This window comes from Candidatus Pelagibacter sp. (assembly GCF_052048095.1).
Lineage (GTDB): Bacteria > Pseudomonadota > Alphaproteobacteria > Pelagibacterales > Pelagibacteraceae > Pelagibacter.
Map to the genome: position 1 here is coordinate 749,675 of NZ_JBNAKG010000001.1, position 17,001 is coordinate 766,675.

Annotated in this window: 16 protein-coding genes; 7 read left to right on the plus strand and 9 right to left on the minus strand. The window is 31.4% G+C overall.

Annotated elements, in window-relative coordinates; all coding sequences use genetic code 11:
* Nucleotides 1–106 precede the first annotated feature (106 nt).
* Nucleotides 107–1,192, plus strand: a complete 1,086-nt coding sequence (locus ACTT9P_RS03890; protein WP_440909386.1) for a sulfite exporter TauE/SafE family protein — start codon at nt 107–109, stop codon at nt 1,190–1,192.
* Here ACTT9P_RS03890 and ACTT9P_RS03895 read toward each other — a convergent pair.
* The 3 genes from ACTT9P_RS03895 to ACTT9P_RS03905 are packed head-to-tail and all read right to left on the minus strand — an operon-like array spanning nt 1,182 to nt 3,730.
* Nucleotides 1,182–2,258 (minus strand): YeiH family protein, encoded by a 1,077-nt coding sequence (locus ACTT9P_RS03895; protein ID WP_440909387.1) that lies wholly within the window; start codon nt 2,256–2,258, stop codon nt 1,182–1,184. The two genes, ACTT9P_RS03890 and ACTT9P_RS03895, sit on opposite strands and share 11 nt — an antisense overlap.
* Before the next feature lie 16 nt (nt 2,259–2,274).
* Nucleotides 2,275–3,441 carry a UxaA family hydrolase gene (locus ACTT9P_RS03900; protein WP_440909968.1) on the minus strand — a complete coding sequence of 389 codons (1,167 nt, stop codon included), beginning with the start codon at nt 3,439–3,441 and terminating at the stop codon, nt 2,275–2,277.
* A gap of 4 nt (nt 3,442–3,445) precedes the next feature.
* Nucleotides 3,446–3,730, minus strand: coding sequence for a UxaA family hydrolase (locus ACTT9P_RS03905; RefSeq protein WP_440909388.1), 285 nt, complete (start codon nt 3,728–3,730; stop codon nt 3,446–3,448).
* 116 nt (nt 3,731–3,846) lie between these two features.
* On the opposite strand from ACTT9P_RS03905, the gene xsc reads away from it, so the two are divergent.
* Complete coding sequence (xsc, locus tag ACTT9P_RS03910) at nt 3,847–5,631, plus strand: sulfoacetaldehyde acetyltransferase (protein ID WP_440909389.1); 1,785 nt, start codon at nt 3,847–3,849, stop codon at nt 5,629–5,631.
* Nucleotides 5,632–5,669: 38 nt separating this feature from the next.
* Nucleotides 5,670–6,974, plus strand: coding sequence for an NAD(P)/FAD-dependent oxidoreductase (locus tag ACTT9P_RS03915; RefSeq protein ID WP_440909390.1), 1,305 nt, complete (start codon nt 5,670–5,672; stop codon nt 6,972–6,974).
* Here ACTT9P_RS03915 and ACTT9P_RS03920 read toward each other — a convergent pair.
* From ACTT9P_RS03920 to ACTT9P_RS03945, 6 genes are read right to left on the minus strand one after another with little or no spacing between them, the layout of a single operon-like run.
* A complete protein-coding gene (locus ACTT9P_RS03920) occupies nt 6,971–7,744 on the minus strand; it encodes a fumarylacetoacetate hydrolase (RefSeq protein ID WP_440909391.1) in 774 nt (257 codons plus the stop codon). The genes ACTT9P_RS03915 and ACTT9P_RS03920 overlap by 4 nt on opposite strands.
* Before the next feature lie 9 nt (nt 7,745–7,753).
* Complete coding sequence (locus ACTT9P_RS03925) at nt 7,754–8,542, minus strand: M23 family metallopeptidase (protein WP_440909392.1); 789 nt, start codon at nt 8,540–8,542, stop codon at nt 7,754–7,756.
* Between the two features lie 2 nt (nt 8,543–8,544).
* Nucleotides 8,545–9,309, minus strand: a complete 765-nt coding sequence (locus tag ACTT9P_RS03930; RefSeq protein ID WP_440909393.1) for an SDR family NAD(P)-dependent oxidoreductase — start codon at nt 9,307–9,309, stop codon at nt 8,545–8,547.
* Nucleotides 9,309–10,073, minus strand: a complete 765-nt coding sequence (locus tag ACTT9P_RS03935; RefSeq protein WP_440909394.1) for an SDR family NAD(P)-dependent oxidoreductase — start codon at nt 10,071–10,073, stop codon at nt 9,309–9,311. Before ACTT9P_RS03935 ends, ACTT9P_RS03930 begins: the two co-directional genes overlap by 1 nt.
* The gene (locus ACTT9P_RS03940; RefSeq protein WP_440909395.1) at nt 10,066–10,662 is read right to left on the minus strand and encodes a TerC family protein; all 597 of its coding nucleotides are present in this window, start codon (nt 10,660–10,662) and stop codon (nt 10,066–10,068) included. The genes ACTT9P_RS03935 and ACTT9P_RS03940 overlap by 8 nt, the downstream gene beginning before the upstream one ends.
* Nucleotides 10,662–12,257, minus strand: coding sequence for a GMC family oxidoreductase (locus ACTT9P_RS03945; protein WP_440909396.1), 1,596 nt, complete (start codon nt 12,255–12,257; stop codon nt 10,662–10,664). The genes ACTT9P_RS03940 and ACTT9P_RS03945 overlap by 1 nt, the downstream gene beginning before the upstream one ends.
* A gap of 152 nt (nt 12,258–12,409) precedes the next feature.
* Between ACTT9P_RS03945 and ACTT9P_RS03950 the strand changes: the two genes are divergently transcribed.
* From ACTT9P_RS03950 to ACTT9P_RS03965, 4 genes are all read left to right on the plus strand, one after another.
* Entirely contained in the window at nt 12,410–13,507 is a 1,098-nt protein-coding gene (locus tag ACTT9P_RS03950) for a TRAP transporter substrate-binding protein (RefSeq protein WP_440909397.1), read from the plus strand.
* Nucleotides 13,508–13,575: 68 nt separating this feature from the next.
* Nucleotides 13,576–14,190 (plus strand): TRAP transporter small permease subunit, encoded by a 615-nt coding sequence (locus ACTT9P_RS03955; protein ID WP_440909398.1) that lies wholly within the window; start codon nt 13,576–13,578, stop codon nt 14,188–14,190.
* Complete coding sequence (locus ACTT9P_RS03960; RefSeq protein WP_440909399.1) at nt 14,191–15,525, plus strand: TRAP transporter large permease; 1,335 nt, start codon at nt 14,191–14,193, stop codon at nt 15,523–15,525.
* Between the two features lie 21 nt (nt 15,526–15,546).
* Complete coding sequence (locus tag ACTT9P_RS03965) at nt 15,547–17,001, plus strand: cytosine permease (protein ID WP_440909400.1); 1,455 nt, start codon at nt 15,547–15,549, stop codon at nt 16,999–17,001.

Consider the following 17,001-nt stretch of genomic DNA (forward strand, 5'->3'; position numbering starts at 1 on the left):
CTAGTTAAGTTTGGAATAGTAGTTAGTTTAACTGCTTATTGGAGTGTTATTTTAGTTGGAACTTTCCTTGCTTTTAATTAAGTAAAATATTAAAAAATTAACATATATGGATGTATATTTACCGATAGCGGAAGTAAACATTAATGCTATTGAAATACTTCTTCTCAGCGCAATAGTTGGTGTACTGTCAGGATTATTTGGTGTGGGTGGAGGATTTTTGATGACACCTTTTTTAATTTTTTTAGGAGTTCCCCCTGCTTACGCCGTTGCAAATGAAGCAAATAATATTCTGGCAACTTCCGTGTCAGGCTCAACAACACATTATTTAAAAAATACATTGGATTATAAAATGGGTTTAATGATAGTAGCTGGAGGAGCTATTGGTACTTTATTAGGAATTTATACTTTTTCTTATTTTCAAAATATGGGTAAAATCGATGTAGTTATAGCTTTAGCTTACATGTACATTTTAGCAATAATTGGTTCTTTAATGTTAGTGGAGAGCCTAGGTGAGATCGATAAACAAAGAAGAAATGTTGTAGTTAAAAAAAAATTACATGTTCACTACTGGATACATGGTCTCCCATTTAGATTAAGATTTCCAAAATCAAAATTATATGAAAGCGCTTTTACTCCAATTATAATAGGTTTATTTGTTGGGTTTATTGCAGCAATAATGGGAATTGGCGGAGCGTTTATTTTAGTTCCTGCAATGATTTATATTATCGGTATGCCAACAAAATTAGTTCCTGGTACTTCATTATTTGTAACAATATTTGTAAGTGTAATAGTAACTTTTTTGCATGCTTTTAATTACGGATCAATTGATTTGCTTTTAGTTTTAATGTTAGTTGCAGGTTCGATTATCGGTGTTCAAATTGGTCAAAAGCTTGGAGAAAAAATAAATAGCAGTGGATTAAGAGCTTTATTAGCTATCTTGCTTTTGTTAGTTGGAATAGCAATGGCTTATGATACTTTTTTTGCTGAAAAAGTTGAGACAGAATTTGTAAAAGTATTAGACGATGATCTAAACTTTTTTTCAGTTTTCATTCAAAAATTTTCTCAAGAGATGCCACTTTTTTATAGTTTGTTTACTATTATGTTTGCAATATTCTTAGGAGTAGCAGCAGCTTTTATTAGAAGATTTTTTTCAAATTTAAGAAAAAAATTAGCAGTACCTGCTAATAAGTAATTATATTAGTAAAAAATTCTATACAAAAAATACTCACAACTCCAACTGTGGTCATTCCAATCAAACCTACAACAAAAGGTTTATAGCCCATTGATTTTATATCTCTAAAATTTGTTGATAATCCAATTGCAGCCATTGCCATTGTAAGAAATACTTTAGATGAAGATTTAATTATACCAATAGTGTCAGTCCAAATTTGATTGGCACTATCTAATAAGTAATAATCACCTATGTTTCTTACTATTATCATGCCTACAAATCCAAGTACAAAATAGGGAAAAATGCTTATTATTGAATAATTTTTTTTAACAACATTTCCTCTATTATATAAAAATGCAAAAAGAGGTATCATTATTACTAAAAAAGTATTTCTTATTAATTTTGTTACAGTTGCTATATTTAATGTTTCTGGGCTATTAAATTGCTGTTCATAAATTAATCCTGCTGCTGCTACTTGAGATGTTTCATGAATAGATGTGCCAAGAAAAAGTCCAACTAATAGAGGTTCTGCATCAAAATAAAAATTTGCGAAATAGGGATAAACAAGCATTGAAAAAATGCCAAATAAAGTCATGTTTGCGATTGCGTATGATACCTCACTTTTATTAGCTTTTATAACTGGAGCAGTTGCCATAATCGCAGTCGTACCACATACTGTTGACCCAATTGAAATTAGATAAGCCATTCTAGTAGGTATCTTTAATTTTTTAATAACAAGTTTTATTACCACTAAAACACTTACAATGCAGATGATGATTAGTGGAATTGCTATAGTTCCAAATTTTAAGAATTCAAAAGGTTTTAATTGTATTCCTAAACAGATAATTCCAAGTTTTAAAATATTTTTTTGAGTAAAATCTAAACCAATTAAAAATAATTTTCTGATTTTGAAAATGTTTCCAAGTATCATTCCAATTAAAATAGCAAACATCGCAGTAGATATTGGACTTTTGTCGTAACCTAATAACTCAATTCCAATTACATTATTTATTCCTTGAGAAAGAGAGTATAAAATAAAAGCCAGTACAATCCCTGGTATTACTACCAACTTTTTTTTTATAGACATTATACCTTATTAATAATTATGCACTTCTATAAAGTTTAGTCATAACAAACTCTCTATGACCTAAAGCTTCTGCACAAGTTAGTCTTCCATTTGCAACTCTTAGAGTTGTTTCTATCAACTTATCTCCTGCTTCTGACATGTTCATTTCTCTAGATAGAATTTTTGAAACGTCACAATCAATATGTTCACCCATACCTTTTACAGTTAATGGATTAGCTGTTAATTTTACAACTGGTTCAATTGGATTTCCAACAATATTACCTTGTCCAGTTGGAAACAAATGTATATTAAATCCAGCTGCTGCTTGAAGAGTTACACATTCAGCTGCTGCTGAAGATGTATCCATAAAATAAAGTCCTTTACCTTTTTTTGGTTCTTCCGCTGGTTCTAAAACATCAACAAATTTCCTTGATCCAATTTTTTGAAAATTTCCAAAAGCTTTTTCCTCAATTGTAGTTAAACCTCCAGCAATATTTCCAGCTGTTGGTTGACTTTCTGAAAGATCATCTGTTGCTTCTTTTAAAATGAAATCGTTGTATGCACTCCAAGTTTTCATAAACTTATCTGAAGCCTCCTTTGTTGCACCTCTAGTAGCACAAACTTTTTCCGCTCCGGTTAATTCAGAAGTTTCACCAAAACATAAATGAACTCCTAATGGCTCAAGTTTATCCATTAAGTTTCCTACAGTAGGATTTGCTGCTAAACCAGATGTAGTATCAGACTCTCCACATTTTACCGAAATCCATAAATCACTTATTGGACATTCTTCTCGCTGTTTTTCAGATGCCCACATCACAAATTCTTGAGCTTTTTTTGAAGCTTTCATTACTGTTCCAATGTCACCAGTTCTTTCAATATGAAAACCTTCAACTGGCTTCCCAGTTTTTGCAATTCCATCAACAATTTTTTTTGTCCATTTTGGCTCAATACCTATTACAATCACCGCGGCAACATTTGGGTTGCTTCCAGTTCCTATCATTGTTCTAAAATGTAGTTCTAAATCAGCACCAAATTGCAATCTTCCGTAAGAGTGTGGCAATGCAATTGTCCCTTTAATGTTATTTGCTACAGCTTCTGCACATGCATTTGAAATATCGTCTACTGGCAAGATAATCACATGATTTCTTGTTCCAACTCTGCCATTTTCTCTTTTATAACCTAAAAAACTCTTTGGAATTTCCATATTACTACCACTTCTTTGTTTTAACATTGTGAACATGAACGTGTTCACCTTTTTTGATTGATTTAACTACTTTACCAATATCATGACCGTATTTGAGAATCGTATCACCTTCGTTTAGGTCAGTCATTGCAATTTTGTGCCCTAAAGGTATTTCATCTACTGATTGTATATTTACTGTGCTGTCATTTTCCATTATCCAGCAAGAACAATCTTGTTTTGGAGTTATTTTTTCAATAACAACTACTCCTACGTTGTCTTTTTCATCGTGAATTATGATATCTGTTGCCATATATGTTGTGTCGAAATGTTTGTTTGAATTTCCCAAAATCTTATATATTAATCACAAAAATTAACAAACAGTTTTTAAAAAAAGAGACTAAATTTAAAGAGAGGTTACACTAAATTATGACTAAAATGACAACTGAAGAAGCTTTTGTAAAAGTTTTACAAATGCATGGTATTGAGCATGCTTTTGGTATTATTGGATCAGCGTTCATGCCAATTTCAGATATATTCCCTGACGCAGGTATAACATTTTGGGATGTTGCTCATGAAACTAATGGTGGGTTAATTGCTGACGGTTACACAAGAGCCACAGGAAAAATGTCAATGGTCATTGCACAGAATGGTCCTGGGATTACTGGTTTAGTAACTCCAATAAAAACTGCTTACTGGAATCATACACCTCTTTTATTAGTTACACCACAAGCTGCAAATAAAACTATGGGCCAAGGTGGTTTCCAAGAAGTTGAGCAAATGAATTTATTCAAAGATATGGTTTGTTATCAAGAAGAGGTAAGAGACCCATCTAGAATGGCAGAAGTGTTAAACAGAGTAATCGAGAAAGCTATAAGAGGATCTGCACCTGCCCAGATTAATGTTCCAAGAGATTATTGGACACAAGTTATTGATATTGATCTTCCACCAATCGTAAGATTAGAAAGACAAGGTGGTGGATCTGAAGCTATAGATAAAGCTGCTAACTTACTTTCAAATGCAAAATTTCCAGTAATCCTCTCAGGAGCTGGTGTTGTAATTGGAGGAGCAATTGAGGCTACTAAAAATCTAGCTGAAAAATTAGATGCACCTGTTTGTTCTGGTTACCAACATAATGACAGTTTTCCAGGCAGTCATCCTTTAGCAGTAGGCCCTTTAGGTTACAATGGTTCAAAAGCTGCTATGGAATTAATTTCAAAAGCTGATGTTGTATTAGCTTTAGGAACAAGATTAAATCCTTTTTCAACTTTACCAGGTTATGGAATTGATTATTGGCCAAAAAATGCAAGTATTATTCAGGTAGATATTAATCCAGATAGAATTGGTCTAACTAAAAAGGTAACTGTAGGTATCAGTGGTGATGCAAAATTAGTTGCAGAACAAATTTTAGCTAAACTTTCATCAAGCGCTGGTGACACTGACAGACAAACAAGAAAAGATTTAATTCATCAAACAAAATCTGCATGGTTGCAAAAACTTTCAAGTTTAAACCATGAAGAAGATGATGAAGGTACAGTTTGGAATAAAGAAGCAAGAGAAAGAGATGCTGATAGAATGTCACCCAGACAAGCTTGGAGAGCAATACAAGCTGGTATGCCTGATGATGTTATTATTTCAAGTGACATTGGAAACAATTGTGCAATTGGAAATGCTTATCCAACTTTTGAAAAAGGAAGAAAGTATTTAGCACCAGGTTTATTTGGCCCATGTGGTTATGGTTTTCCATCTATTTTAGGAGCAAAAATTGGTTGCCCAGATACACCAGTTATTGGTTTTGCTGGAGATGGAGCTTTTGGTATTAGCATGAATGAAATGAGTTCATGTGCTAGAGAAGAGTGGCCAGCCATAACAATGGTGATTTTTAGAAATTATCAATGGGGAGCTGAAAAAAGAAATACTACTCTTTGGTTTGACAATAACTTTGTTGGAACTGAGCTTGATCCAGAATTAAGTTATGCAAAAGTAGCTGATGCTTGCGGTCTTAAAGGGGTAACTGCAAGAACAATGGAAGAGACTACTAATGCGATCAAGCAATCATGTGAAGATCAAAAAAAAGGAATTACTACTTTTATAGAAGTAGTTTTAAACCAAGAGTTAGGTGAACCATTTAGAAGAGATGCGATGAAGAAGCCAGTAAGAGTTGCTGGTATCAACAAAGCAGATATGAATAAACAACCTTCATTAAACTCTTAATTCTTTAAAAAATTTATCAATTATCGTAAAGTCACTTCATGGAAGTGACTAACGATAATGGTTGTGGTTGGATCAAAGATCTTAATCCTAGACAAAATATCAAAACTTTAAGTGATAATTTATCAACTAGTTGGCTTATCGTTGGAGCTGGTTTCACAGGTTTATCTGCTGCTAGAAAGTTGGGTGAAATATTCCCAAAGAAAAAAATTATTATTGTTGATGCTCAATTAGCAGGAGATGGAGCAAGTGCGAGAAACTCTGGTTATCTAGTTGATACAACTTTAAATGACGGTTTCACGTCTAATAAAGAGTTAGAAAGTTATAAAAAAAAAGCAGACATATATGATTTAGGAATTAAAGCTGTCAAAAATTTTATCAAAGAATATCAAGTTGATTGTGATTGGAATGAGTGTGGAAAATTTTTTGCGTCTTCAAGAACAGAAGATTTAACAATATTAAATAATTTTTCAAATACTTTAGAAAAACTAGGTTATGAACATTATATTCTCAACAACGAACAATTAACTAATAGATTGGGTACAAATTTTTATAATGTAGGTTTGCATACCAAGGGTGGTATATTATTACATCCTGGAAAACTTGTAAGAGCAATGGTTGATACATTACCAAAAAATATTGAGCTATATGAAAACTCTTCATTATTTGAATGGTCTAAAGAAAAAGATTTTATTAATTGTAAATTTAAAAATAATACAATTAAAACAAAAAAAATAATTTTTGCGACCAATGGTTTTTTAAGATCATTAGGTATTAAAAAAAACTATAATTTTCCAATTACTCTTACAGCAAGCATGACAAGACCATTAACTGATAATGAATATGAAAATATAGGAAACCCAAAAGAGTGGGGTGTTCTTCCTATTAGACCTATGGGTGCTACAATTAGAATGACAAAAGATAGACGAATCTTAATCAGAAATACAGCAGAGTTACGCAATCCAATGAAAATGTCTCAATCAATTTTAAATCAAAGATATTTAAAACAAAAACTAGGAGTTAAAAAAAGATTTCCTCAACTTCCCGATGATATTATTCAATCTACTTGGTCAGGTATAGTTTCAAGAACAAGAAATAGTTCTCAGATATTTGAAAAAATAGATGATAATATTTTTGTAGGCGGTTGTTATAATGGTTCTGGAATAGGTGTTGGAACATTATTTGGAGAACAAATTGCCCTTAAAGCAGTTGGACAAAACACAAAAGAAATTGAAACTATCGAATTAAGAAACAAACCAACTTGGTTACCACCTGAACCTTTTTTAAGTATAGGTGTAAGAGCAAGACTATTCTATGAAAGAATAAGAGCAACTACAGAAGTCTAATTTATGATTGCTTTAACTGAGCCAAGTTTATCTATCTTACCTTGATAGAGACCTTTACCTAAAATTGGAACAACACCAACTGTTGATCCAGTAAATACATAAAAATCTTTTTCTAAATTAATCTTATCTTTTTTTAATTTATTAAGAACAAATCTTAGAGAGTTAACTGGGTTTACATAAACTGTATTAGTATTTCCATCCACAGATTGATTTATTTTTTTGTTTTGAATGTTTGTTTTTAAATTTTCAATATTTATTTTCTTATACTTTTGCTTCTTTCCTATTAAAAATTTAACATTACATCCAAAATCACTACATAAATCTCCAAAACCAGTTACACCCTTTTTTTTCTGTCTGTACCCAATTACTTCAATGCAAGGAGCCATATGAGAAATATATTTAGTTACATTTTTCATTGTAATTTTGCCCTTAGATTTAAAAAATTCCTTTTTAACTAAATAACAAACCTCAAGTTCTATGCCTAAAGTGGATTTATTAATTTTAATTTTTTTTCCAGAAATATCAAAATTTCTTTTAAATATTGAAGCATAAAATGGCTCCTTCTCTTTGAATTTTTTCATTAATGGAAATCCAGTCCCAGCAGCTTTAAACCCAATAATTGGATCTTTAACTTTGCTCTCACAAAGTTTTCTAAATTTTTCAGCATCTTTTAATTTTTTGGTGAATTTTAAAGGTAATGGAGAAATAATTTTATTTTTTAAAAAGGCATTTACTAATTTATCAGAAGTTTTTTCTATTAATGTTTTCATGGGAAATTTTTAGTTTATTACAGACATCGGATCAAGTCTTGTTTGAAACCAATTTATTCTAAAATCTAAATGAGGTCCTGTGGATCTACCTGTTGAACCAACAGTTCCAATTATGTCTCCTTGATTAACTTTATCTCCAACATTCACATTAATCGTTTCTAAATGTGAATAAATTGAAGAAATACCATGTCCATGATCCATAATAATTGTGCCACCCGTGTAATACAAATCTGACTCAGCCATTGTAACAACTCCTGTTGCAGAAGACTTTATTTTGGTTCCTTTTTTTGCAGCTATATCAATTCCATAATGAGGCCATTTAGGTTTTCCATTTAATATTCTTTGACTACCGTAAACACCACTTATTATTCCATCTACAGGCATAATAAATTGATCTTTGAAGAAAATTAGATCTGAATTTATAGCTCTTGCTTCTCCAATTTTATTATTTTCTGCTTTAATTCTTTTATATACAGACTCAGGCGGAGTAACTTTGTTTTCAGGAAGACCATCTATTCTTTGTATATTATATTCTCTTTTTAAAACTCTTTTAGTTATGGTTTCTCTTTTATCATTATAAATTTTTGTAATTAAAATGTCATTTTTTCTATCTCTATCCAAGCCAAAAACAAAGAAACCATCTTTAGAAACTCTAACTTCTTTTTTGCCAATAATTATTTTTGTACCAGTTTCAGTTTTGCCTGTAATAAAATGACCTTGAATAAATTTACCATTAAATTCAATAGAATGAGAGGAGGTTATAAATAATAAAAATAATATAAATGATATTTTTTTCATCTCTATTTAGCTGTCCATCCTCCATCAATTATAACCGAGGTACCCGTTATCATGGAAGCGGCATCTGATGCTAAGAAAGTAATTGCTGTAGCAACATCACTTTCAGTTGCAATTCTTCCTAATGGAATATTAGATAAAGCGTATTTTTTAAAAGATTTGTTAGCTAAATATTTTTTTGCCCTAGGTGTTGCAACAAATGTAGGACAAACACTGTTTACCCTTATATTTGATGCGGCTAAATCTATAGACATTCCTTTAGTTAAACCTTCTAATCCAAATTTAGTCATACTATAAACTGTTCGATTAGGACCACCAACTAATCCAAACATTGATGATGTATGTATGATGCTTCCACCTATATTTTTTCTATTTTTAAGTTTCAACATTTTATCAGTACACAATTTTGCCATGTTAAACGCAGATTTGGTATTTACCTCTAATAATGTTTCTAAAGAAGATTTTTTAACACTTAAAAATGGTTCTGGTAAATTTGTACCAGCGTTATTGACCAAAACATCAACTCTATTAAGACTGTTGATAATTTTTTTTATTTCTTCATAATTATTAACATCACAAGAAAAACACTTTATTCTTCTTCTTAGTTTTTTCTTCAAAGAGCTTAGTTCATTTTTATTTCTTCCAATTGCCACAACATTTGCACCTACTTGATGTAAAGCTATTGCTGTAGATCTTCCTATGCCTTTAGTTGCACCTGTTACAACTGCAACTTTATTTTTTAAATTGATATTTTTAAGGTATTTACCCATTATTGCGCGGTCCAACCACCATCAACCATCAAAGACGTTCCTGTTATTGAATTTGAACTATCTGCTGCCAAAAAGGCAACAGCAGTTGAAACATCATTTTCTTGAGCAACTCTCCCAAGAGGAATATTTTTAATCATTTGTGCTTTAAATTTTTTGTTTTTAAAAAAAGCTTTAACCATAGGTGTTTCAACAAAAGTGGGGCAAACACTATTTACTCTTATGTTATATTTTCCAAGTTCTAGAGCCATTCCTCTTGTTAAACCCTCTAAGCCAAATTTAGTCATATTATATACACTTCTTATTGGTGCACCAACTCTACCAAGTTGAGATGACATGTTGATTATTGATCCTCCAACTTTTTTTCTATTCTTTAATTGAACCATTTTTTTTGAGCAAAGTTGAGCGACATTAAATGAAGCTTTCATATTTAGTTCGACTAAATACTCCATATTTTCTTTTTTAATTTTAGTGAAATGCTCTGGTCTGTTGTTACCAGCATTATTAACTAAAATGTCTAATTTATTAATTATATTTAATATCTGTTTGAATTTATCTAAATCTGTTACATCACATTCAAATTTTAAACATGATCCTTTAGTTTTTTTAATTTCTTTTTCTACTTTAGTAAGATCTGAAAGTGTTCTGCTTATAATAATTACTTTTGCGCCAGCTTCCGCAAGAGCAATTGCGCAAGCTTTTCCAATACCTTTTCCAGCTCCAGTTACAATTGCTGTTTTTCCTGAGAGATTTATTTTTTTAAACATTAAATATTATTTTAATATCTGTATAGATTAATTGAACTGCAACAATTAAAATTGCAAACAAACCAACCCAAGCAATCCATTTATATTTCTTTATCCAACCAGATATTAAATTTGCTGCTGTTGCCATTAAAACTATTGATAGAGCTAAACCAAAAATTAGTAAGCCGTAATGATCGCCAGCAGCACCAGCAACGCCCAAAACATTGTCCAAGCTCATTGTAAAATCTGCTAATAATACTGTCCAAATAGCTTTGAGAAAACTTGAATTATCAACTTTTATATCTTCTTCTTGTTCAGCGCCTTTAATTACATCAACATAAAGTTTGTAGACTATATAAAGTAAAAGCAATCCTCCTACTAATCTTAAACCTGTAATTTGTAGCAAATAAGCTGTAAGTAAAGTTAAAATAATTCTAAGTATTACTGCACCACCAATACCCCAAAAAATTACTTTCTTTCTTTGATCTGGTGGAAATTTAGATGCAACCATCCCAATAATGATTGCGTTATCTCCTGCTAAAACAAGATCGATAAAAATTATTTGACTTAATATAGCTATCTGTTCTGGTGTGAATATCTCTGCAAACATTATTTTCCTAATATCATATCAGCACCTTTTTCTGCAATCATAATTGTGGGTGCATTAGTATTTCCAGATGTGATGTTAGGCATTATAGATGCATCAATTACTCTTAAATTTTCAATTCCATGAACTTTAAGTTGATCAGATACCACTGATGTTTCATCATTTCCCATTTTACATGTTCCAACTGGATGAAAAATAGTTTGAGCAAAATGACTAGACGCTTTAACAAGCTCTTCGTCATCTTGTAAATGTATCCCAGGTCTATGTTCTTCTGGCTCATATTTTTTAAACTCTTCTGTTTCCATAACAATTTTTCTTGCAAGTCTAAGACCATCAGCTGCAACTTTTCTATCATCTTGAGTGGATAAATAGTTCATTTTGATTTTTGGATATTCTCTACTATCTTTACTTGTGACATTTATTTCTCCTTTACTAGTTGGTCTTATGTTGGCAACGGTAGGAGTAAACGCATCGAAATCATGAAGATCTGAAGCACCAAGTTTATCAAGACTAATTGGTTGTACATGGAACTGCAAATTTGGAGTTGCTCTAGAGCTGTCACTTTTTGCAAAAGCACATAATTGACTTGCACCCATTGTCATTGGTCCTTTTCTTAAAAAAACATATTCCATTCCAATCATTAGTTTTCCAAAAATACTATTAATCTTTTTATTAAGAGTTTTAATATTTTTTACTCTATAAACAGGCCTAAACATTAAATGGTCTTGAAGGTTTTTACCCACACCAATCAAATCATTAATAACTTTTATACCTAAATTTTTTAACTTTGATCCTTCACCAATACCTGAAACTTGCAATATCTGAGTTGAGCCAATAGATCCTGCGCTTAAGATAATTTCTTTATTAGATTTTACAGTAAATGATTTATCTTTTTTCCAAAATGAAACACTTACAGCCTTTTTTCCTTCAAAATTAATTTTTTCAACATGACAGTTAGTTTCAATTTTCAAATTTTTTCTATGCTTTACTGGATTTAAATACCCAACAGCTGTGCTACATCTTAATCCATTTTTTTCTGTTACTTGAAAGTATCCACATCCAAAATTATCCCCTGTATTAAAATCATCAACACTTGGTATGCCAGTTTCCTTAGCTGCATTTCTAAATACATCTAATATAGGAAGTTTAACTCTAATATCTGAAACTGATAATGGTCCATCAACACCATGAAATTCATTTTCACCACGTTCTTGATTTTCAGCTTTTTTAAAATAAGGTAGAACGTCATTCCATCCCCAGCCAGTATTTCCTAACTGTCTCCAGATATTATAATCTTCTTCTTGTCCTCTTATATAAAGTAATCCATTTATTGATGAACTACCTCCCAATGTTTTACCTCTAGGATAGGGAATGGAAACTCCTTCCATAGTTTCATCTGGTTCTGTTTTATAACACCAATCTGTTTTTGGATTGTGCATAGTTTTGTAATACCCAACTGGAATATGGATCCATGGATATGTATCTTTTCCACCAGCTTCAATTAATAAAACTTTGTTATTAGGATTTTCAGATAACCTATTTGCAAGAACACAACCCGCAGAGCCTGCTCCAAGAATGATATAGTCAAATGTGTCCATTGATTGAACACTTATAGTGATAAATATCAAAATTTCTACATTAGAATCTTTTTAATCTTTAGTTTGTGCCAATTTAACACTTGTAGTCTTATTTTATTTTTGAGAGGTTATCGACTTTATATATATAAAAAACTTAAAGGGGAAAAATAAATATGAAAAAAATCATATCATTAGTTGTAGGAACTCTTCTTTTAACTGTTATGTCAGTTACAGGAGCGAATTCTGCACAAACTCTTAAGTGCCAAACTGTAATTAGTGCAAAAGCTGATGAAGTAAAAATGTTAAAAGATTTTACTGACACAGTAACTGAACTAACTCAAGGTTCACTTAAGTTTGAAATTATGCCAGCGGGAGCAGTTGTTGGTGTAAAAGAAACTCTAGACGCTGTAGACAAAGGTTTGATCGATTGTGGTTTCGCTTGGACTCACTATTGGTCAGGTGATCACCCAGCTGCAATGTTATTTGGTTCGCCAGTAGCGGGCGCAGGTGTTGGTATTGATAACATCGCGTTCTTATCTTGGTTCCAATATGGTGGTGGTAAAGAGCTTTACGACCAATTATGGAGCGAGATGGGAAGAGACATTAAAGGTTTCATGTTACAACCAGTTGGTCCTGAAGCTTTAGGTTGGTTCAAAGAGCCAATTAACAGCATGGCTGACTTTAGAAAATATAAGTTCAGAACTCCTCCTGGAATTCCTGGTCAAACTTATAAAGATATCGGTGTAGCATCTGTTGCAATGGGTGGTGGAGATATTCTACCAGCTCTTGAAGCAGGAACTATTGATGCAGCAGAATGGTGTTGTCCAAAGCCTGATATGGTTTTCGGTTTACACAAAGTTCTAAAAAATTACTACTTACAAGGTCTTCACCAAGTAGTAGTAAACGCTGACTTCTACTTAAACGGTAGCAAATATAAGAAAATGTCTGCAATCGAGAAGAAAGCTTTAGAAGTAGCTGCAAACGCTTCTTTATCTAAATCAATGAGTTACAGAATATATGAAAACGGAAAAGCACTTGCTGAATTAACAACTAAGCATGGTGTAATCTTACAAGATACTCCGTCTGATTATTTCCCAGCATATATGGCTGCTGCAAAAGCAAGTTTAGAAAAAAATGCTTCTGAGAACGCATTCTTTAAAAAAGTATGGGACTCTCAAAAAGCATTTGCTGATATTGCAGTACCTTTCTGGTCTGGATCTCAAATGTCAAATGCTAAGCTAGGAATGGCTCACGCAGAGACACTGAAGTAATATTCAGTAAGTAATTATAACTAAAGCGGATGATAAATCCGCTTTAGTTTTTTTTTAAAAAAATTCTTATGGCTGAAGAACTAAATAAATTAGATATTACAGATGAAATGATCGCTGAAAGGCGAGGTGGTTCTGGAAAAATGCCAAGTGATATGCCTAATTGGATGGCATCGACCATTATAAATATTGATAAGCTTAGTAAAATTATTGGTAACATAGTTTGTTGGATTACTATGCCATTAATTTTTGCAATGGTTTACGAAGTATTAGCAAGAAAATTATTTAATGCTCCTACAATGTGGGCTTATGACATGAGCAGATTTATGTATGGTGCGCTCTTTATGTTGGGTGCAGGATATGCTCTCTCAAAAGGTGTTCATATTAGAGCAGATTTTTTATACAGAAATTTCAAAACAAAAACGCAAGGCACAATAGATTTTTGGTTATATCTTTTATTTTATTTTCCTGGCTTAATTGTCTTTTTGTACATGACAACAGGTTTTGTTCAGGAGTCTATAATGAGAAGCGAAAAAGGAATGGATACAGCCTGGATGCCATTAATGTGGCCTATCAAAGCTTGCTTGTGGTTTGGAATATTATTTTTATTAATTCAAGGTGTTTCAGAGATATTAAAAAGTTATTGGGCTTCAACGAAAGGTAAATGGCCAGGAGACGAGGAATAAATGTTAGCAGAGTTTATAGATCCAGCAATACTTGGTTTTATTCTAATTGGAGTAATGTTATTTTCGATATTCGTTGGTTTTCCAATTTCATTTACTCTTATCTTTCTAGGATTTGTATTTGGTTATTTAGGTTTTGGAAAACTAGTCTTTTATTTAATGACCTTGCAATTCTCAATGGTCATGACCGAACAAACCTTGGCGGCCGTCCCGCTCTTTGTCTTTATGGGTATTATGATGGAGCAATGTGGTTTGATGGAAAGGTTGTTTTCTGCGTTTCAATTAATCTTAGCTAAAGTTAGAGGATCACTTTATTACGCAGTTTTATTTGTTTCAGTTATTTTTGCAGCTGCAACGGGAATTGTTGGAGCATCCGTTACAATTCTTGGAATTATGGCAGCAAAATCAATGAATAGATCTGGTTATGATGTAAGACTTGCAGCAGGAACCATTACTGCTGGTGGTACTTTAGGAATTTTAATTCCACCAAGTATTATGCTTGTAGTTATGGGACCTATCATGGAAATTCCAGTAACTGATTTATTTGCAGCAGCAATATTACCAGGTGTATTGCTTGCAGTTTTATATGCTGGATACACTACAGTTAGATGTATGATCAATCCAAAGTTAGGACCAGTGTTACCTCCAGAGCTTAGAGCTACTAGTATGAAACATGTTTGGATAGAATTTTTCTTAGGACTTGTTCCTCCTGCAGCCCTAGTATTCGCGGCCCTTGGAAGTATTTTATTTGGATTTGCAACACCAACTGAAGCAGCTGGTTGTGGAGCAATGGGTGCACTTTTATTAGCGATTGCATATAAAAAATTAACTTTAAAAAAATTACAAGACTCTCTTGTTAAAACTTTAGAAATATCCGCATTAATAATGGTTTTAGTTGCGGCGTCCAATTTCTTTGGTGCTGTGTTTTCAAGATTGGGTACTCCAATGTTGCTTACAGACTTTTTATTGAGTCTAGAAATGAATAAATATTTAATATTAGCAATAGTAATGGTTGTAATATTTTTGCTTGGATGGCCATTAGAATGGGTTCCTATTGTTATGATTATTGTTCCTATTATTTTACCTTTAATCGAAGCTTTAGGATTTAATCTAACTTGGTTTGCAATACTCGTTGCTGTAAATCTCCAAACCGCCTGGCTATCACCTCCAGTAGCATTGTCTGCGTATTTTTTAAAAGGAGTTGTTCCTGAATGGGATTTAAAAGATATTTATTACGGAATGATGCAGTTTATGGTTATTCAAGTAATTGGACTAATTTTAATTATTATGTTTCCTAAAATTGCGCTTTGGTTACCTAGTGTTCTTTACGCATCGTAAAATTTAGATTAAAAAATAAGTGTGTCAAAATCTAATAAAAATGATTTGGTTAATTGGGAGCTTGTAGCAACAAACCCAAGAGATAAAACTTGGGATTGGAAAGATCTTTTTTATTATTGGGGAGTAAATATACAAAGTGTGATTGGCTTCTCATTAATTGCCTCTTTATATTTAATTTATCAACTTAATACTCTTGTAGTTCTATTTGGCTCAATTATTGGATCAATTTTAGTTTGGTTATTTTCAAACATTATTGGAAAACCTTCCCAAACTCACGGATTGCCTTTTGTAGTATTGTTAAGAACCTCTCTTGGTCATAAAGGAGCAAAATTCTTTGGCTTTTTAAGATTTCTTGTTGGTGTATTTATGTTTGGAATTCAAACATATTTTTTATCTAAATCAATTAGTTACATTATAAGAATTATATTTTTTTCTATTGATAATGAGTCTTTAAATAAAGATATATTTTTATTTTTTCTATCAGGCTTGAATATAATTGATTGGTTTTCAATTATATTTGTCATTATCTTACAAACTTATTTTTTTAGATTAGGTGTTTTTTATAGTAAAAAAATAATGAAGTTTTCAGCTTTGTTTGTTTACATTGGTTTAATATTTTTTTTCTTAATTGTATTTTTTAATGACTTCAGACTTACATCTAGCGTATTTTTAAAAAATTTAAATTTTGCAAATTTTGCTACCACACAAAATATAATTCCAATTTTAACAGTAGCAGGAACTATATTTGCTTATTTCTCTATAATAATTTTAACTTTTGGAGACTTTTCAAAAAATTTAAAAAATGAAAAAGAATTAAGTAAAGGAAATTTAACTATTTTATTAAATCTAATTATTTTCTCTTTTTTTGCTGCATTTATAACAATTGGTTCAGATATATTTTTAAAAGATGATGCAAATAGTATTGTAAAAATATTGACTAATCCAACAGATATAATTGGAAAATTTGACAATATATTTATTACTTTAGTTGGATTGGTATTCATAATTATAGCTTCAGCATCAACAAATCTAGTAGCTAACTTTATTCCAAGTCAATTTACATTAATTAATTGCTTTCCTAAAAAAATTAATTTGAATTATTCAAGTTATGTAATTGCTGTTGTTGGTTTATTTATTGGAATTTTATGGCTACCTTTTTTTAGCCAGATTGGAATATTAGCTTTTATTGATACCTTTGCTTCTTTCTTTGGACCTCTATTTGGCTTAATGGTTACAGATTATTATTTATTGAAAAACAAACAGCTTATAAGTAAAGATATTTTTTCTTTAGAAGAAAAGTCATCCTACAACTACTCAAATGGATGGAATTATACAGCAGTTTATTGTCTTGTTTTAGGTTTTGTTTTTTCAGCATCAACAATTTGGAATTTCAATTTAATGTATTTTCAACCTTATTCATGGATTATTGGTGCATTTATAACTTCTTTAACTTATTATCTATTAGCAAAAAAATAA

Excerpts from the sequence above, each read along its gene's own strand:
- ACTT9P_RS03890 (WP_440909386.1), top strand. The coding sequence starts at position 107 with ATGGATGTATATTTACCGATAGCGGAAGTAAACATTAATGCTATTGAA.
- ACTT9P_RS03895 (WP_440909387.1), bottom strand. The coding sequence starts at position 2,258 with ATGTCTATAAAAAAAAAGTTGGTAGTAATACCAGGGATTGTACTGGCT.
- ACTT9P_RS03900 (WP_440909968.1), bottom strand. The coding sequence starts at position 3,441 with ATGGAAATTCCAAAGAGTTTTTTAGGTTATAAAAGAGAAAATGGCAGA.
- ACTT9P_RS03905 (WP_440909388.1), bottom strand. The coding sequence starts at position 3,730 with ATGGCAACAGATATCATAATTCACGATGAAAAAGACAACGTAGGAGTA.
- xsc (WP_440909389.1), top strand. The coding sequence starts at position 3,847 with ATGACTAAAATGACAACTGAAGAAGCTTTTGTAAAAGTTTTACAAATG.
- ACTT9P_RS03915 (WP_440909390.1), top strand. The coding sequence starts at position 5,670 with ATGGAAGTGACTAACGATAATGGTTGTGGTTGGATCAAAGATCTTAAT.
- ACTT9P_RS03920 (WP_440909391.1), bottom strand. The coding sequence starts at position 7,744 with ATGAAAACATTAATAGAAAAAACTTCTGATAAATTAGTAAATGCCTTT.
- ACTT9P_RS03925 (WP_440909392.1), bottom strand. The coding sequence starts at position 8,542 with ATGAAAAAAATATCATTTATATTATTTTTATTATTTATAACCTCCTCT.
- ACTT9P_RS03930 (WP_440909393.1), bottom strand. The coding sequence starts at position 9,309 with ATGGGTAAATACCTTAAAAATATCAATTTAAAAAATAAAGTTGCAGTT.
- ACTT9P_RS03935 (WP_440909394.1), bottom strand. The coding sequence starts at position 10,073 with ATGTTTAAAAAAATAAATCTCTCAGGAAAAACAGCAATTGTAACTGGA.
- ACTT9P_RS03940 (WP_440909395.1), bottom strand. The coding sequence starts at position 10,662 with ATGTTTGCAGAGATATTCACACCAGAACAGATAGCTATATTAAGTCAA.
- ACTT9P_RS03945 (WP_440909396.1), bottom strand. The coding sequence starts at position 12,257 with ATGGACACATTTGACTATATCATTCTTGGAGCAGGCTCTGCGGGTTGT.
- ACTT9P_RS03950 (WP_440909397.1), top strand. The coding sequence starts at position 12,410 with ATGAAAAAAATCATATCATTAGTTGTAGGAACTCTTCTTTTAACTGTT.
- ACTT9P_RS03955 (WP_440909398.1), top strand. The coding sequence starts at position 13,576 with ATGGCTGAAGAACTAAATAAATTAGATATTACAGATGAAATGATCGCT.
- ACTT9P_RS03960 (WP_440909399.1), top strand. The coding sequence starts at position 14,191 with ATGTTAGCAGAGTTTATAGATCCAGCAATACTTGGTTTTATTCTAATT.